The 14,002-nt window shown below is 72.5% G+C and carries 11 protein-coding genes; 5 read left to right on the top strand and 6 right to left on the bottom strand.

The window, feature by feature from the left end; all coding sequences use genetic code 11:
* Nucleotides 1–8 precede the first annotated feature (8 nt).
* From ACFQGL_RS07705 to ACFQGL_RS07695, 3 genes are read right to left on the bottom strand one after another with little or no spacing between them, the layout of a single operon-like run.
* Nucleotides 9–1,562, bottom strand: coding sequence for a sensor histidine kinase (locus ACFQGL_RS07705; protein WP_377507591.1), 1,554 nt, complete (start codon nucleotides 1,560–1,562; stop codon nucleotides 9–11).
* Nucleotides 1,563–1,616: 54 nt separating this feature from the next.
* On the bottom strand, nucleotides 1,617–2,351 hold the full coding sequence (gene bioD, locus ACFQGL_RS07700) for a dethiobiotin synthase (protein ID WP_377507588.1): 735 nt from the start codon (nucleotides 2,349–2,351) through the stop codon (nucleotides 1,617–1,619).
* Nucleotides 2,339–3,475 (bottom strand): 8-amino-7-oxononanoate synthase, encoded by a 1,137-nt coding sequence (locus tag ACFQGL_RS07695; RefSeq protein ID WP_377508359.1) that lies wholly within the window; start codon nucleotides 3,473–3,475, stop codon nucleotides 2,339–2,341. The genes bioD and ACFQGL_RS07695 overlap by 13 nt, the downstream gene beginning before the upstream one ends.
* Nucleotides 3,476–3,685: 210 nt before the next feature.
* On the opposite strand from ACFQGL_RS07695, the gene bioB reads away from it, so the two are divergent.
* Genes bioB through ACFQGL_RS07680 form a run of 3 tightly spaced genes read left to right on the top strand, consistent with a single transcriptional unit; the run spans nucleotide 3,686 to nucleotide 5,392 of the window.
* On the top strand, nucleotides 3,686–4,681 hold the full coding sequence (bioB, locus tag ACFQGL_RS07690; RefSeq protein WP_377507585.1) for a biotin synthase BioB: 996 nt from the start codon (nucleotides 3,686–3,688) through the stop codon (nucleotides 4,679–4,681).
* Nucleotides 4,682–4,686: 5 nt separating this feature from the next.
* Nucleotides 4,687–4,881, top strand: coding sequence for a biotin synthase auxiliary protein BsaP (gene bsaP / locus ACFQGL_RS07685; protein WP_377507583.1), 195 nt, complete (start codon nucleotides 4,687–4,689; stop codon nucleotides 4,879–4,881).
* Between the two features lie 19 nt (nucleotides 4,882–4,900).
* The gene (locus ACFQGL_RS07680; protein WP_377507580.1) at nucleotides 4,901–5,392 is read left to right on the top strand and encodes a GNAT family N-acetyltransferase; all 492 of its coding nucleotides are present in this window, start codon (nucleotides 4,901–4,903) and stop codon (nucleotides 5,390–5,392) included.
* A gap of 79 nt (nucleotides 5,393–5,471) precedes the next feature.
* Here the strand turns inward: ACFQGL_RS07680 and ACFQGL_RS07675 are convergent, their stop codons facing one another.
* The gene (locus ACFQGL_RS07675) at nucleotides 5,472–8,108 is read right to left on the bottom strand and encodes a glycoside hydrolase family 9 protein (RefSeq protein WP_377507577.1); all 2,637 of its coding nucleotides are present in this window, start codon (nucleotides 8,106–8,108) and stop codon (nucleotides 5,472–5,474) included.
* Nucleotides 8,109–8,328: 220 nt separating this feature from the next.
* Between ACFQGL_RS07675 and ACFQGL_RS07670 the strand changes: the two genes are divergently transcribed.
* Both ACFQGL_RS07670 and ACFQGL_RS07665 read left to right on the top strand, forming a co-directional pair.
* On the top strand, nucleotides 8,329–8,853 hold the full coding sequence (locus ACFQGL_RS07670; RefSeq protein WP_377507575.1) for an isochorismatase family protein: 525 nt from the start codon (nucleotides 8,329–8,331) through the stop codon (nucleotides 8,851–8,853).
* 49 nt (nucleotides 8,854–8,902) lie between these two features.
* Nucleotides 8,903–9,808, top strand: coding sequence for a quinone oxidoreductase family protein (locus tag ACFQGL_RS07665; RefSeq protein WP_377507572.1), 906 nt, complete (start codon nucleotides 8,903–8,905; stop codon nucleotides 9,806–9,808).
* 207 nt (nucleotides 9,809–10,015) lie between these two features.
* Here ACFQGL_RS07665 and ACFQGL_RS07660 read toward each other — a convergent pair whose 3' ends face one another.
* The gene (locus tag ACFQGL_RS07660) at nucleotides 10,016–10,501 is read right to left on the bottom strand and encodes a hypothetical protein (protein WP_377507569.1); all 486 of its coding nucleotides are present in this window, start codon (nucleotides 10,499–10,501) and stop codon (nucleotides 10,016–10,018) included.
* Between the two features lie 30 nt (nucleotides 10,502–10,531).
* Entirely contained in the window at nucleotides 10,532–13,936 is a 3,405-nt protein-coding gene (locus tag ACFQGL_RS07655) for an ALF repeat-containing protein (RefSeq protein ID WP_377507566.1), read from the bottom strand.
* Between the last annotated feature and the right edge of the window lie 66 nt (nucleotides 13,937–14,002).

Genomic DNA, 14,002 nt, shown 5'->3' with positions numbered 1-14,002 from the left:
TTCGGTGTTCACTGCCCGAGCCGCTCCTTGCTGACCAACCGGCCGTCGACGAAGCAGAGCCGCCAGGTCGGCTCGGCCATGGGGAAGTTGCCGTCGGTGTAGAACTCGCAGCCGGGCTCCTCGGCGCCGCTCGGCGGAGTGAGCTGCCGGCGGGGCAACCCGGCCAGGTCGGCCCGGGCCGCGCCGACCCGCAGCTCCCCGAAGGTGGCCTGGTTCAGCACCGTCCCGGCGGTCGCCACCGGGTAGTAGACGAGCGAGAGCGCCAGGGCGAAGCCGGCCGGTACCCCGATGGCCGCGAGCAGGCTGCGCCGAACCCGCCGCCGGGCGTCGTGCAGCCGCCGCTCCGCGTCGGCCGGCCGTTCCGCCGGACCGGGCCGCACGGTGTCGTCCACGGGCTCGATCGGCAGGTCGGTCGCCGGCAGCGCGGCCCGCACGGCGAAGCCGCCGTCGGCCCGCGGGCCGGCGTCGAGCGTCCCGCCCGCGAGGCGTACCCGCTCGGCGAGGGCGAGCAGCCCACTGCCCTGCGAGGACGGGGCGGGCAGCGGCCCAGCGGGCGCGGCGTCGTTGACCACGGTCACCTCGACCCGGTCACCGGTACGGACGAGGCGCACGTCGACCGGGGCATTCGGTGCGTACCGGGCCGCGTTGGTCAGCGCCTCGCGGACGATCCGGTGCGCCGCGTGACCGGTCATCGCGGGTAGCTCCGCGGTCCCCGGTGCGGCGTCCACCCGTACCGCCATGCCGGCGTCCCGAGCACCCTCGACCAGGTCGGCGATGGTCTCCCCGGCCGGGCGTACGGACGCGACACCCTCCTCGCGGAGCACCCCGATGATCTCGTGCAGCCGTTCGGTGGCGGCGGCGACGCTGGCCCGCAACTCCCCCGCGGCCGTCCGGTGCCGGTCGTCGAGGTCGGCGGCAACCTCCAGCGCGGCGGCACGCAGCGCGATCAGGCTGAGGTCGTGACCGAGCGAATCATGCATCTCCCCGGCGATCCGGGCCCGTTCCCGCAGCCGGATCCGCTCGGCGGCACCGCGCTCCTCACGGCGCAGCGCGTCCACGTGTCGGCGACCGGCGTCGATCAGCTCGTGCTGCTGCCGGCGGTAGCGACCGACCAGCCACGGAAACACCCCGGCGAAGAGCAGCACCGAGGCGAGCAGGAACCACGTCGCCGCACCGGTGCCGAGCAGCACCAGGTTCAGCACCGTGCCGCCGACCGCGATCACGGCGAACAGCACGGCGGCCGGGCCGGCCCCCGCGCTGCGCCGCCCGGTCAGGTAACTGAAGACCGGGATGGCGAAGACGAAGTTGCCGTCGACCAGCGAACCGAGCACCACCAGCAACAGACCGACCAGCGGCTGGCGCCGGCCCGACGCCACCGCGACGGCCAGTAGGGCAAGTGCGCCGAGCAGCAGCACCAGATCGTGCGGCGGGTACGGCGGAGTCAGCCGGGCACCCGCGATCGGGGCGGCGACCACCGCCCAGAGCAGGACGTCCAGCAGCGGACGTCGCCACCGGCCCGCCCGGTCCGCGGAGCCGGGCACCGACCGGTACGGGATCCTCACGGCGGTCAGGCTACCCACGCCCGAGGGGTGCGGACACCGACGAAAGTCAGGTGTTCAGCCGATCTCCTCGGCCCAGGCCCGCCAGTCGTCGAGCACCCCGTGCAGCGACGGGGTGAGCCAACCGGGCGCGGAGCGCCGGAAGACGCCCGGGTCCATCGCGCCGGCGCCGTCCGGTAGCGCGCCGAGCAGGTTCGGCACCAGGTCGGTGAGGTTGGTCCAGTGCACCAGCTCCGGCGTGGCCGGCCAGGCGCCGATCACCACACCGGCCGGCACCGCCCGCCGGTCCAGCGCCTCCAGGGTCAGCGCGGTGTGGTTGAGCGTGCCCAGCCCGGCGCGGGCCACCACCACCGCGGGTGCGCCGAGCGACACCGCCAGGTCGGCCATCGTCCACGGCTCGCCGGACGGGCGCAGCCCCATCGGGACCAGCAGACCACCGGCACCCTCGACGAGCACCAGGTCATGCTTGTCGACCTCGTCGCGGACGGCGTCCACGGCCGTGTACAACTCCAGCGGCGGCAACTCGGCGACCCGGGCGGCGGCCAGCGGGGCGAGCGGGTCCGGATAGCTGGCCAGCGTACGACCGGTGAGCGGGGCGGCCAGCCGGTTGATCGCGTCCACGTCGCCGGGTTCGCCACCGGCCGTACCCGTCTGACCGGGCTTGACCACCGCCACCCGCAGGCCGGCAGCCTGCGCGGCGGCGGCGATCGCCGCGGTGACCACGGTCTTGCCCACCTCGGTGTCGGTGCCGGTCACCAGTACCGGCCCGCTCCACGCGCTCACGGTGCACACTCCACGATGACGTCCAGGGCGCGCTCGAAATCCGCCCGGGGAACTCCGGCGCTCACCGTCAGCCGCAACCGGGAGCGGCTGTCCGGGGTGGACGGCGGCCGGAAGCAGCCGACCGCGACACCCCGGTCCCGGCAGTCGGCGGCCCACGCGGTCGCCGCCTCCGGCCCGGGAGCGGTCACCGACACCACCGCCGCGTCCGGCGCGGAGACGGTCAGCCCGGCCGCGCGGAGCCGGTCGACCGCCAGCGCCACCCGGTCGGCCAGCTCGGCGCGCAGGTCGTCGCCAGCCCGGGCCAACCGCAGCGCGGCGTGCACCCCGGCGGCGACCGCCGGCGGCAGCGCGGTGTCGAAGATGAACGTACGACCGGTCTCGACCAGGTGCCGGACGAACTCGGCCGGGCCGGCCACCACTCCGCCAGCGCCGCCGAGCGCCTTGGACAGGGTGGCGGTGACCACCACGTCCGGCTCGCCGGCCAGCCCGGTGGCGGCCACCGCACCAGCGCCGGCCGGACCGGTGACGCCGAGCGCGTGCGCGTCGTCGACCAGCAGCAACGCACCGTGCCGGCGGGCCACCGCGTGCAGCTTGGCCAGCGGGGCCAGGTCGCCGTCGACCGAGAAGACCGACTCGGTGACCACCACCGCCGGGCGACCCGGGGCCGCCGCCAGGGCAGCGGCCACCGCGCCCACGTCGGCGTGCGGAGTGACGACGGTCTCCGCGCCGGAGATCCGGCAGCCGTCGATCAGCGACGCGTGGTTGTGCGCGTCGGAGACGAGCAACGTACGAGGCTGGACGAGGGCACGCAGCGCACCCAGGTTGGCCAGGTAACCCGAGGAGAAGACGAGGGACCGGTCGGTGCCCAGCCACTGCGCCAGCTCGTCCTCCAGCGCCTGGTGCGCGTCGGTGGAGCCGCGCACCAGCCGTGACCCGGTCGCCCCCAGCCCGTACGCCGACAGCGCCGCGACGGCCGCGGCCGTGACCTCCGGGTGGGTGGCCAGACCGAGGTAGTCGTTGCCGGCCAGGTCGGTCATACCGTCCGCGGCCGGACGCGGGTGCAGCCGCCGGGTCAGCCCGGCCTTCGCCCGCAGGTCCGCGCGGCGGTCGAGTGCCGCCAGCCAGTCCGCCACGTCACCCCTTCGCCGCCGTTCGCGCCCGGTCACCCCGACCGCCCGCCGGGCGAAATTACCACCTGCCGCCATCGGCCCAGCGGATCCACTCGGTTCGACGAGTGGATCGTCACCGAACGTCAACTCCGCGGCTGAGCTCGCTGCTCGTCGAGGGATCGACGGACCGGCGGGTCGTTCCCGCTGCGCCGGGGGGCTTGTAGGGTACGAGCCATGCCAGAGATCCTCGACCAGGCCCGGACCCAGGTCCTGGGTGACGGTGTCGGCCTCGACGAGGCCGGTGTCCTCGCCGTGCTGAACCTGCCCGACGAGCACCTGCCCGCCGCGCTCCAGCTTGCCCACGACGTTCGGATGCGCTGGTGCGGGCCCGAGGTCGAGGTCGAGGGCATCGTCTCGCTCAAGACCGGCGGCTGCCCGGAGGACTGCCACTTCTGCTCCCAGTCCGGCCTGTTCACCTCGCCGGTCCGCTCGGTGTGGCTGGACATCCCGTCGCTGGTCGAGGCGGCGAAGCAGACCGCGAAGACCGGGGCGACCGAGTTCTGCATCGTGGCCGCGGTGCGCGGCCCGGACGCCCGACTGATGAAGCAGATGCGCGAGGGCGTCGCCGCCATCAGGGCCGAGGTCGACATCCAGGTCGCCGCGTCGCTCGGCATGCTCTCCCAGGAGCAGGTCGACGACCTGGTCGACATGGGCGTGCACCGCTACAACCACAACCTGGAGACCTGCCGGTCGTACTTCCCCAACGTGGTCACCACGCACTCCTGGGAGGAGCGCTGGGAGACCCTGCGGATGGTCCGCGACTCCGGCATGGAGGTCTGCTGCGGCGGCATCCTGGGCCTCGGCGAGACCGTCGAGCAGCGGGCCGAGTTCGCGGCGCAGCTCGCCGAGCTGAACCCGCACGAGGTGCCCCTGAACTTCCTCAACCCCCGGCCCGGCACGCCGCTCGGCGACCGCCCGGTGGTGGAGGGCAAGGACGCGCTGCGGGCCATCGCCGCGTTCCGGCTGGCCATGCCGCGCACCATCCTGCGGTACGCCGGTGGCCGCGAGATCACCCTCGGTGACCTGGGCACCCGGGACGGTCTGCTCGGCGGCATCAACGCGGTGATCGTCGGCAACTACCTGACCACGCTGGGGCGACCGGCGACCGCCGATCTGGACCTGCTCGACGAGTTGAAGATGCCGGTCAAGGCCCTCTCCGCCACGCTGTGACGGCCATGACGACGACCGAGGTGTGGTGCGACCGGTGCGGTGAACCGGCGACGGCCGGCGCGGCCCATCCGGGCTGCACGTCGGCCCGCCGGTTGGAGCCGCCCCGGTACTGCCAGCACTGCCGGCGGCGGATGAAGGTGCAGGTGCTGCCGGTCGGCTGGTCGGCGGTCTGCGTCGAGCACGGCGAGATCCGGGGCTGAGCCGGTGTTGAGCGGCCGGATGGTGACCCTGCGACCGGCGACGGTCGCGGACGTACCGGTGCTCGCGGCGATCCGGGCCGACCCGGAGGTACGCCGGTGGTGGCGCGGCGGCGACGACCTGGCCGAGTCCATCCGCGCCGACCTGGACGACGCCGACCTCGCTCTCTACGCCATCGAGCACGACGACCGGGTGATCGGCGCGATCCAGTGGCACGCCGAACCGGACCCGGACTACCGCCACGCGAGCATGGACATCTTCCTCGACCCGGCGGTACGCGGCGCCGGGCTCGGCGTGGACGCCATCCGCACGATGGCCCGGTACCTCATCGACGAGTACGGCCACCACCGGTTCACCATCGACCCGGCGGCGGCGAACAGCGCCGCCATCCGGGCGTACGCGAAGGTCGGTTTCCGCCCGGTGGGCGTGCTGCGGCGCTACGAGCGCGGCGAGGACGGCCGCTGGCACGACGGCCTGCTGATGGACCTCCTGGCCGACGACCTGACCGACTGACCCGCCGCGAACTCCGAGATCTTGGACAGTTGTCGCTCGGCGAGAACGCCAACTGTCCAAGATCTCCGAGCAGCGTGGGTCAGGCCGCGGTGCAGGGGGTGCCGTTGAGGGTGAAGGCGGTCGGTTTCGGGTTGCTGCCGGTGTGGGTGCCGTTGAAGCCGAAGCTCACCGACGCGCCCGGCGCCACGGTGCCGTTGTAGGAGAGGTTGGTGGCGGTCACCGCCGCACCGGACTGGCTCACCGTCGCCGACCAGCCCTGGCTGACGCTCTGCCCAGCCGGGAAGCTGAACCGCAACGCCCAGCCGTTGATCGCGGTGGTGCCGGTGTTCGTGATCGTCACGGTGGCGGTGAAGCCGGTGTTCCAGTCGCTGGTGACGTACCCCACCGCGCAGGTGCCGCCGGCCGGCGGAGCGGCGGGCGGGGTGGTGACGCTGAGCACCGGCGAGGCGGCCGACGTGTTGCCCGCGCCGTCGCGCGCCACCACCGTGAACTGGTACGTCCGCTCGGGCAGCAGCGGCGAGACGGCCAGCGAGGTGCCGGTGACCGGTCGGATCACCACGACGTCGTTGCCGACCAACTGCTCGCGGACCTCGTAGCCGGCCAGCCCGCTACCGCCGCTGTCGGTGGACGCGGCCCAGGTCAGGGTCACCGACCTCGGCGTCAACTCGGACGCGACCGGCCTACCCGGAACGGTCGGCGCGGTGGTGTCCGGCACGGCCGGACCGGGCTCGTCGCCCCAGATCCGGGTGCTCCCGGAATACAGCGGCACGCGCGCGTTCGGTCCGGCGGCGGCCTGGTACGACGGGTCGTTGGTCGGGTCCCAGGTGCCGCCCTCGGGTACCCCGATCTTGAACTGGACCTCCATGCGGTGCTGCGACTGGCCGGCCGGGGCGATGGTGTACCCGGTGCAGTCCACCTCGACGTACCAGATGTCGCCGCTGAACTGGCGGGCCGTGGACGGGGACGGGCAGCCCTGGGTGTAGCCGGGGGTGACCTGCACCGGCCCGGTGCCGTCGGGGCGGAAGTAGTACCGGAACCGACCGTTGGTCAGTGCGCGGGCCGGGAACGCCGACTTGTTGTAGATGATCGCCTTGAGCCCGGTGGCCCGGGGCTCGGCCTGCATCACCGTGGTCTCCACGGTCAACTCGTCGAGATCCGGCGTCTCGGCGACCGGGAAGCCGGCGAGCGGGCTGCCGCCGTACTCGTTGACCAGCCGGACCAGCGCGGAGGTGAAGCCGGCGTTGTAGTCGGTGGCCACCTCGTTCATCACGTAGTCGGACCGGCTGTCGGTGTACGCGTCGTTGGCCGCGGACGGCCCACCGACCAGCGCGCCGAAGAGGGTGTGCCGGGTCTCGACCGGCACGCTCTGGCTGTCCCACCAGGAACCGTGGGCGGTTCGGTGGTGCGGGTTCCGCGGCGCGTTGGCGCCGAACCCGATGACGTAGCTGGAGGCGCGCGGGTTGTCGCCGAGCGCGTAGTTGATCTGCCGGACCGCGAAGTCGTGGTAGCGCGCCTTGCGGGTGGCGTCGGTGGTGCTGTCGCTGTAGACCAGCGCGGCGAACGAGGTGTTGGCGGCGTACCGCAGCGCGCCCCAGGAGTCGAGCACCGCCATCCCGCCCGGCGAGTAGGGCACCCGCTGCCCGTTCACGCCCACGGTCCAGTAGTCCAGCCAGCGGTTGGCGTCGTCGACGTACTTCTGCCTGCCGGTCAGCTTGGCCAGCAGCACATACGCGCCGAACTGCTTGTTGTCCCAGGCGATGGTCCACTTGTAGGAGCGCAGGGTGGACTGGTTCTCGGTGCCGAGTTTGTCGTACTCGCTCTCCGCCTTGGCCAGGTAGCTGGCCTCGCCGGTGGCCCGGTGCAGCCAGATCGCGCCCCAGACCAGCTCGTCCTGCCAGCCGCTCCAGGAGCGGTAGAAGCTGGTCGCGTCGGTGATGCACTCGTGGTAGGACTTCCGCACCGTGTCGGCGAAGGTGTAGAGCTGCCGGGCGTGCCCGAGCAGCCGGTCGGCGTAGGTCGCGTCGGTGGGCCGGAACACCATCGAGGAGGCGGCCATCGCGGCCGCCGTCTCCCCCGCCAGGTCCGCGCCACCACAGCTCGCATCGATTTTGTACGCGGGCCGCGCCATAGGCAGCACCTCGGCCGGTCCCCACCACTTGTGGTCGTCGTCGCCCTTGCCGACCTGGCCGTAGAGGACGTTGGGCGCGGGGTGCGCCTTGATGAAGTAGTCGTTGACGTAGCGCAGGTTGTTCAACAGGTGCGGCAGTTGCCCGGAGGCGGTGTAGCCGGCCCGGTACTCCACCGCGCCCCAGGCGAGCATGGTGGCGCTGAACGCCATCGGGAAGCCGAACTTGACGTGGTCGCCGGCGTCGTACCAGCCACCGGTGAGGTCCTGCCCCACGTCGGCGCCGTCGGTGAGCGCGCTGTCGCCGCGCCAGGAGACCCGGTTCCAGTCGGGCAGTTGGCCGGACTGCTGCGCCTCGTAGAAGAACAGCGACTTCTGCAACGCCTCGGCGTAGTTGAAGGCCGGCGCGGCGGACGCTGGCGCGGCGGACGCTGGCTTGGCGGACGCTGGCGCGGCGGTTGGCGCGGTGACCGCGAGGGACAGTCCGGTGAGCAGGGCGGTGCCGGCGGCCAGCAGTCGCCGCGGCCAGGGCTGGTCGGCGGCCGGAGGGCGGCCGGGGCGGCCGGAGGTCGGCCGGGTGGGGTGGCGCATGGCGGGGCTCCTGTCGGTGGCACCGCCGGCGGCAGCGCCGACGCGGGACGGCGTCGGGCGGCACGGCCACCGGCGGCGTGGGGGTGGCGGGGTGACCCAGAAGCATCCATGGAAGCGCTCCCATGGATAATCGACAATGTAATACGAGCGCCGTCGGTTGGGAAGCGCGCACCCGACCCCGCCCGAGAAGTCGGTCTCCCACCGTTGTTACGGTCACGCCGTGGATGCCTTGGACCCCGCCCGCACCGCCGTCGTCCTGATCGACCTGCAACGGCGACTCGTCGACCAGCCCCTCGCCCCACACTCCGGCGCCGACGTGGTGGCCCGGTGCGTCACGCTGGCCGACGCCGCACGCGCGGCCGGAGCGCTGGTCGTGGTGGTCCGCGTCGAGCGGCCGGGCGAGGACCCGCAGCCGACCGGCAGCGAGCTGGTGCCGGAGGCCGCGCCGCGCCCCGGTGACCTGGAGATCGTCAAGCACACCTGGGGCGCCTTCCAGGACACCGGCCTGGACGCGGCGCTGCGCGAGCGCGGCGTCGACACGCTGGTGGTGGCCGGCCTGGCCACCAACTTCGGGGTGGAACAGACCGCCCGGATCGGCGACGAGCTCGGCTACCGGATCGTGCTGCCGCAGGACGCCATGAGCGGCATCCACGAGCACGCGCACGAGTTCGCGGTGAGCTACATCTTCCGGGCCGTGGGTACGGTCTGCACCACCGCCGAGGCGGTCGCCGCGCTGGGCGGCTGACCCGCGCAATCGCCACAACTCACATCGTGGGCCGACTAGCGTCGCTTCTGTGAGCAGCACAGCCCAGAGATGGGTCCCCGGGGGTGGCCGTGACGGCGAACTCGCACTCCACCGACTGCCACTTGCGGACCCGGGGGCCGGCGAGATCACGATCGCGGTTCGCGCCGTCGGCATGAACGCGGTCGACGCGCTCAACGCGTCGAGCGGAGCGTCCGAGATCGGCTACGAGGTGTCCGGCACGATCGAGGCCCTCGGGCCGGACGTGACCGGGCATGACCTCGGCGAGGACGTGCTGTCGTTCCGGGTGCACGGCGGTTACACGACCGCGATCACGGTGCCGGCTCGGGACGTCTTCACGAAACCAACGGCCCTCGGCTGGGCCGAGGCGGCGAATCTGCTACTCGTCGGCTCCGCCGCGGCCGAGATGCTCCACCGGACCGAGCTCGCCGATGGCGACGTGGTGCTCGTGCACGGTGCGTCCGGCGCTGTCGGGATCAGCGCCGTCCAGCAGGCGAAGCTGCGGGGAGCGCGGGTGATCGGGACGGCGAGCCCGAGGAACTGGGACCTGCTCCGACGGTTCGGCGCCGAGCCGGTCGCCTACGGAGCGGGCCTCGAACAGCGCGTACGCGACCTGACCGAGCACGTCGACGTCGCCTTCGACGCGGTCGGGACGGACGAGGCTGTCGACGTCTCCCTCGCCCTGGTCGCCGACCGTCGGCGTATCGCATCGAGTGCCGCGTTCGATCGGGCCGGGCCGGAGGGCTTCTGGATCGTCGGCCACGAGACCGGCAGCGTCACCTACCGGGACCAGGTCCGTGAACACCTCATCGAGCTTGCCGGCACGGGACGCCTGACCGTGCCGATGGCCAGGACCTTTCCCTTCGCGGAGGCGCTCGCCGCGTTGGACCTGGTGGCCTCGGGACATCCCGGCGGCAAGGTCGCACTGCTCGTGTGAGACCGCCGGGTGGGTCAGAACGACTCGTACGTCTCCGCTGTCACGCGGCCACCCGCGCGACGGCGGGTTCCCGCCCGAGGCCGCGGCCCTCGGCCAGCGCAAGGCGCGACGGGCGCGTGTGCACCGACAGTGCTGCCTCCCCGTGCGGGGAGGCAGCACTGTCCGCGCTGGCGCACGTGTCGGGTCGAGCACCCGGCTCAGACCCGGCTAGAACTCCACTCCACGAACGTAGATCCGCCGCTGACCGCCACCGGGCGTCGCCTCGACCGTGAGTTCGGTACCGGTCTTCGGCCTCGTTCGGAAACGCAGGTAGGAGGGGGTGTCGTCCTCGTACCAACCCCACTGGGCAGTCCTGTCGTCCCGGAAGGGGAAGACGACGTCCCGACTGACGGTCGTGCCGCCCGCGAGCCCGTTGTCCCGAAGGAAGTTGTCCACGCAGGCGGAGTCGGCCTCGAAGGTCAGGTAGAGGTTGTCGTCGATGTAGTCACCCGACCAGTACCGCAGGTCGGCGAGAGCGCAGTCCGGCACCTGCACCTGGAACTGGTCGAAGATGTCGGCCATCGACTTGTCCCACCTGCTCGACGGGTAGGCCCTCTCGTCGAAGGGTCCCTTACCCCAGAGCGCGACGCCGAAGGCGACGACGAGCACGGCCAGGACCACGCCCGCCGCCACCAACCGCCGCTTCCAGGTCATCGAACGCAACCCTACGAGACTAGCCAACCCTCAGCCCACGCTCTGGGTGCTGCTCGTGCCCTTGACGGCGAACTCCTGCGCCACCCCGTACGTGTGCATGGCGGCGTAGTCACTGAACGAGATGCCCCAGATCTCCTCGTCGGCGTCGAAGTTCCAGTCCTTGTAGACATCGACCTTGTAGCTACCAGACGACCTGGGCACCCCGTTGACCATCGAGACGGTGATGGAACCCTTGATCCGGTACTGGACGCCCCGCACACCCAACCGGTAGTCGAGGTTTTCGGTCATGCTCACACCCCGCCACATGCTGTCGATGTTGTAGGTGCAGGACGATCTCCCGCTGCCGGCGCATCGGCTGCCGGCCGTGCCGAGCAGCTCCGCGAGGTCACCGTTGACCGCGGACTTGAACTGGTTGTCCCGCAGGTAATCGTCCACATTGACCGGGAAGTCGTCACCCGAGGCGTTGTAGTAGTGCTTCCACAACGCGCACGCCTGGGTGGTCAGCACACAGACGCCCTGCATCGTGGTCCAGAGCTGAGCCCGCATCTCAAGCAGAGCGGTGGGCTCGGTCCACGGCGGGGACTTGGAGTCGAAGCTGCCGTTGTCCGACGGCGTGGTGGGGTCGTAGGGGTCCTTGTCCGGGTCCGGCTCCACGACGACGAGTTCCTGTGCGAGCCGGGCCTGCTCCTCCTCCCGCTGCCGCTGCACCGCGATCTGCATGGCCTCGAGGGCCGCCTGGGCCGCGAGTACCGCGTCCTTTCCGGCATCGATCGCCGAGTTGCGGGCCTGCACGGCCGACGCCTGAGCCGCAGCGGCATAGTTGCCGGCCTGCGTCGCCGATGCCTTCGCGTCACTTGCCGATCGCGCGGCGGACTGGGCCGCCTGCTGTGCCGAGACGGCGGCCTCCCGAGCCCGCTGTGCTGCGGCCGCGGCCTGGTCGGCCGAGGCCTTCGCCTGCACCGCGGACGCCTGAGCGTCGGCCGCGTATCCGGCGGCCAACGCCGCGGAGTGGTTGGCCTGCTGGGCGTACGCCTCGGCCTCGGCCTGTGCCTTACGGGCCACCGCCGCCGCATAACCGGCGTCGGCCGCGTCCTTCTGGGCGTTGGCGGCGTACTGGGCCGCCTCGGCGACATACCGACTGACGGTGGCAGCGTGAGTCGCCGCCTCCTGGTCACGTTGGCGAGCCTTGAACTGCTCCGTCTCGATGAAATGCCGGACGTAGCCCCGAGGGCCTTCGAGAGCGATGCTGCCCGCCGCCTTGACCTCGGGACCACCGGTATTGATGATCTGCGCGGTGGTGATCCGGTCGTCGACTTCGGCCGCCTCGTACCGTCCGACCCGGAGGAACTGGACCACGGCCGCCGCGTTGGCGTTCAGCGCAGCCTGCCCCGCAGCCCTGGTGGTGGGCCCGCCGGCGGTCATGACCTGGCCGACCCTGATCCGGTCGTCCTGCTCCTTGCCCGGGTAGTCCCGGCTGTCGAGGAAGGTACGAACGTCCTCGTGGTCGCCACCGAGGGCCGATGCCGCGGCCTGCTTGAAGGCCGGGACACCCCACCCCTCGGCCAGGTGCAGCACCCGCCCCCGGTCATCCTGCTCGGCGGCCAGCAGACGGCCACTGCCGAGGAACTGCCGTAGGTCCGCTTCCGACCCGGTCAGGGCGTCCTCCGCGGCGGCCCTGGTCCACGGACCCGCGACGTCCAGCAGCCGCAGCGCGGCCTTGCGGCCACTGCTCAGGACCGTTGCGGTGGGCGCTCCCGGGGCGGACGCCTCCGCCAGTAGCTGTGCGGTCTCGTCGTCGACCCGGTCCAACTCCGGACGGTCGAACGGGATCGACACCGGCCGGTCGACATCGGCGGTACGGGCCTTCTGCGCAGCCTGGACAGCCTGCTCGGTCTCCAGTTCGAGACGCAGCGCGTCGGCCTGCCGTGCGGTGGCCTCGACCTGCTCGGCCTGTTCCGCCGCCAGTGTCGCCACATCGGCCGCCACCTTCGCCGAGGCGGCATGTCGGGTCGCCTCGCCTGCCGCGTCCGCAGCCTCACCCGCGTGCTCGGCCGCGTCGTCGGCGGCGGCAGCAGCCGCCCGGGCGTGCCGCGCCGAGTCCGTCGCGAACTGGTACGCCTGCCGGGCGGCACGCCCAGACTCCCGCGCCAGTGACTCGGCGGCGTCCGCCGCGCGGTCGGCGTTGGTGGCCTGGCGCCGCGCCTCGGCAGCCGCCCGCTTGGCCCGCTCCGCCTCAGCGCCCGCGGCGTGGGCGTAGTTGCCCGCCTGCTCCGCTGCCGCAGCGGCAGCCAGGGCGTTCGTCACGGCGTTTCGCGCCGCCGCCGCCGCGGCACCCGAGGCGTCGGCCGCGTCGGCCGCCTTCAACGTGGCCGCCGCGGCCGTCTCCGCGGCAGCCGCGGCAGCTCGTGCCTGCTGCGCCGCAGCCCGTGCACCGGCTGCCTTACTCGCGTCACCGGCAGCAGCGCCAGCGGCGGAGAACGCCTTCGACGCCGCCTTCCCCGCCATCGCCGCGGCGGAAGCGGCCCTGGACGCCGCGTTCGCGGCCACCCGGGCCGCACGGTTGGCCGCGCTGGCGGCACCTATCGCGTCCTGAGCGGCATCCGCGGCCCGTCGGGCGGCGTCCGCGGCCCGGCCGGCCGCCGCCGCTGCCTTCTCCGCCGAATCCTGCGCCGCAGCCGTCTCCGCTGCGGCCCGCTGTGCCGCCTCCTTGGCGAGCTGGGCGGCTATCACCGCCCGCTTCGAGGCGTCCTCGGCTGCCACCGTCTCCTCGGCGGCTGTCTGACTCGCCTGCCGAGCCAGGTCAGCTAGCTTGGACACGGACAGGACCTCCTGGTCACGCGCCCGCGCGACCTCCTGCCCCCGTTCGAGGAAGTACCGGATGTCCTCCTCGGTGCCGGCGAGCGCGGCCTGCGCCGCGGCCTGGACCGCCGGGCCGCCCGCCGACATGATCTGCGCTACCAGAATCCGATCATCCTGCGCCTTGGCCTGCTTCTGAACGACGAGCAGGAAGTTGGCGACCGCCTCGTCGCCGCCGTTGAGCGCCTGTTGCCCTGCGGCCTTCGTCGTCGTCCCGCCGGCAGACATGATCCGGCCCACCTGAATCCGCAGATCCTGCTTCATCGGAACCTGGTAGCCGGTGTCCAGGAAGGTACGCACGTCCTGCTCGGTCTTGCCCAGGACGACCTGGCCAGCGGCGTTGGTCGTCGGGCCGCTCAGAGTCATCATCTGTGCGAGACGGACCCGGTCGTCGTACCCCCGCGCCTGGTATTGGCCCGTCGCCAGGAACGCGCGAACGTCCTCGTCGGAGCCCACCAGACACGCGCGGGCGAGCGTGCTCACCGCCGGGCCGCCCGACTTGAGCAACGCGAGCACCTGCGCCCGGTCCGAGATAACTGGTTCCGCCGCGTGCGCGGGACCGACGTCGACCCCCGCCACCAGTGTCAGCGTCAACGCGCCGAGCAACGATCCCCGAGCGAGTTCACCAACTCGTCCGCGATATCG

Origin of the sequence: Micromonospora vulcania (assembly GCF_042658605.1) — a bacterium.
GTDB lineage: Bacteria > Actinomycetota > Actinomycetes > Mycobacteriales > Micromonosporaceae > Micromonospora > Micromonospora vulcania.
This window is presented reverse-complemented; position numbering and strand designations above follow the sequence as displayed.

Coding starts and splice junctions, on each gene's coding strand:
- ACFQGL_RS07660 (WP_377507569.1), bottom strand. CDS start 10,501: ATGACCTGGAAGCGGCGGTTGGTGGCGGCGGGCGTGGTCCTGGCCGTG.
- ACFQGL_RS07680 (WP_377507580.1), top strand. CDS start 4,901: ATGGTGACCCTGCGACCGGCGACGGTCGCGGACGTACCGGTGCTCGCG.
- bsaP (WP_377507583.1), top strand. CDS start 4,687: ATGACGACGACCGAGGTGTGGTGCGACCGGTGCGGTGAACCGGCGACG.
- ACFQGL_RS07675 (WP_377507577.1), bottom strand. CDS start 8,108: ATGCGCCACCCCACCCGGCCGACCTCCGGCCGCCCCGGCCGCCCTCCG.
- bioB (WP_377507585.1), top strand. CDS start 3,686: ATGCCAGAGATCCTCGACCAGGCCCGGACCCAGGTCCTGGGTGACGGT.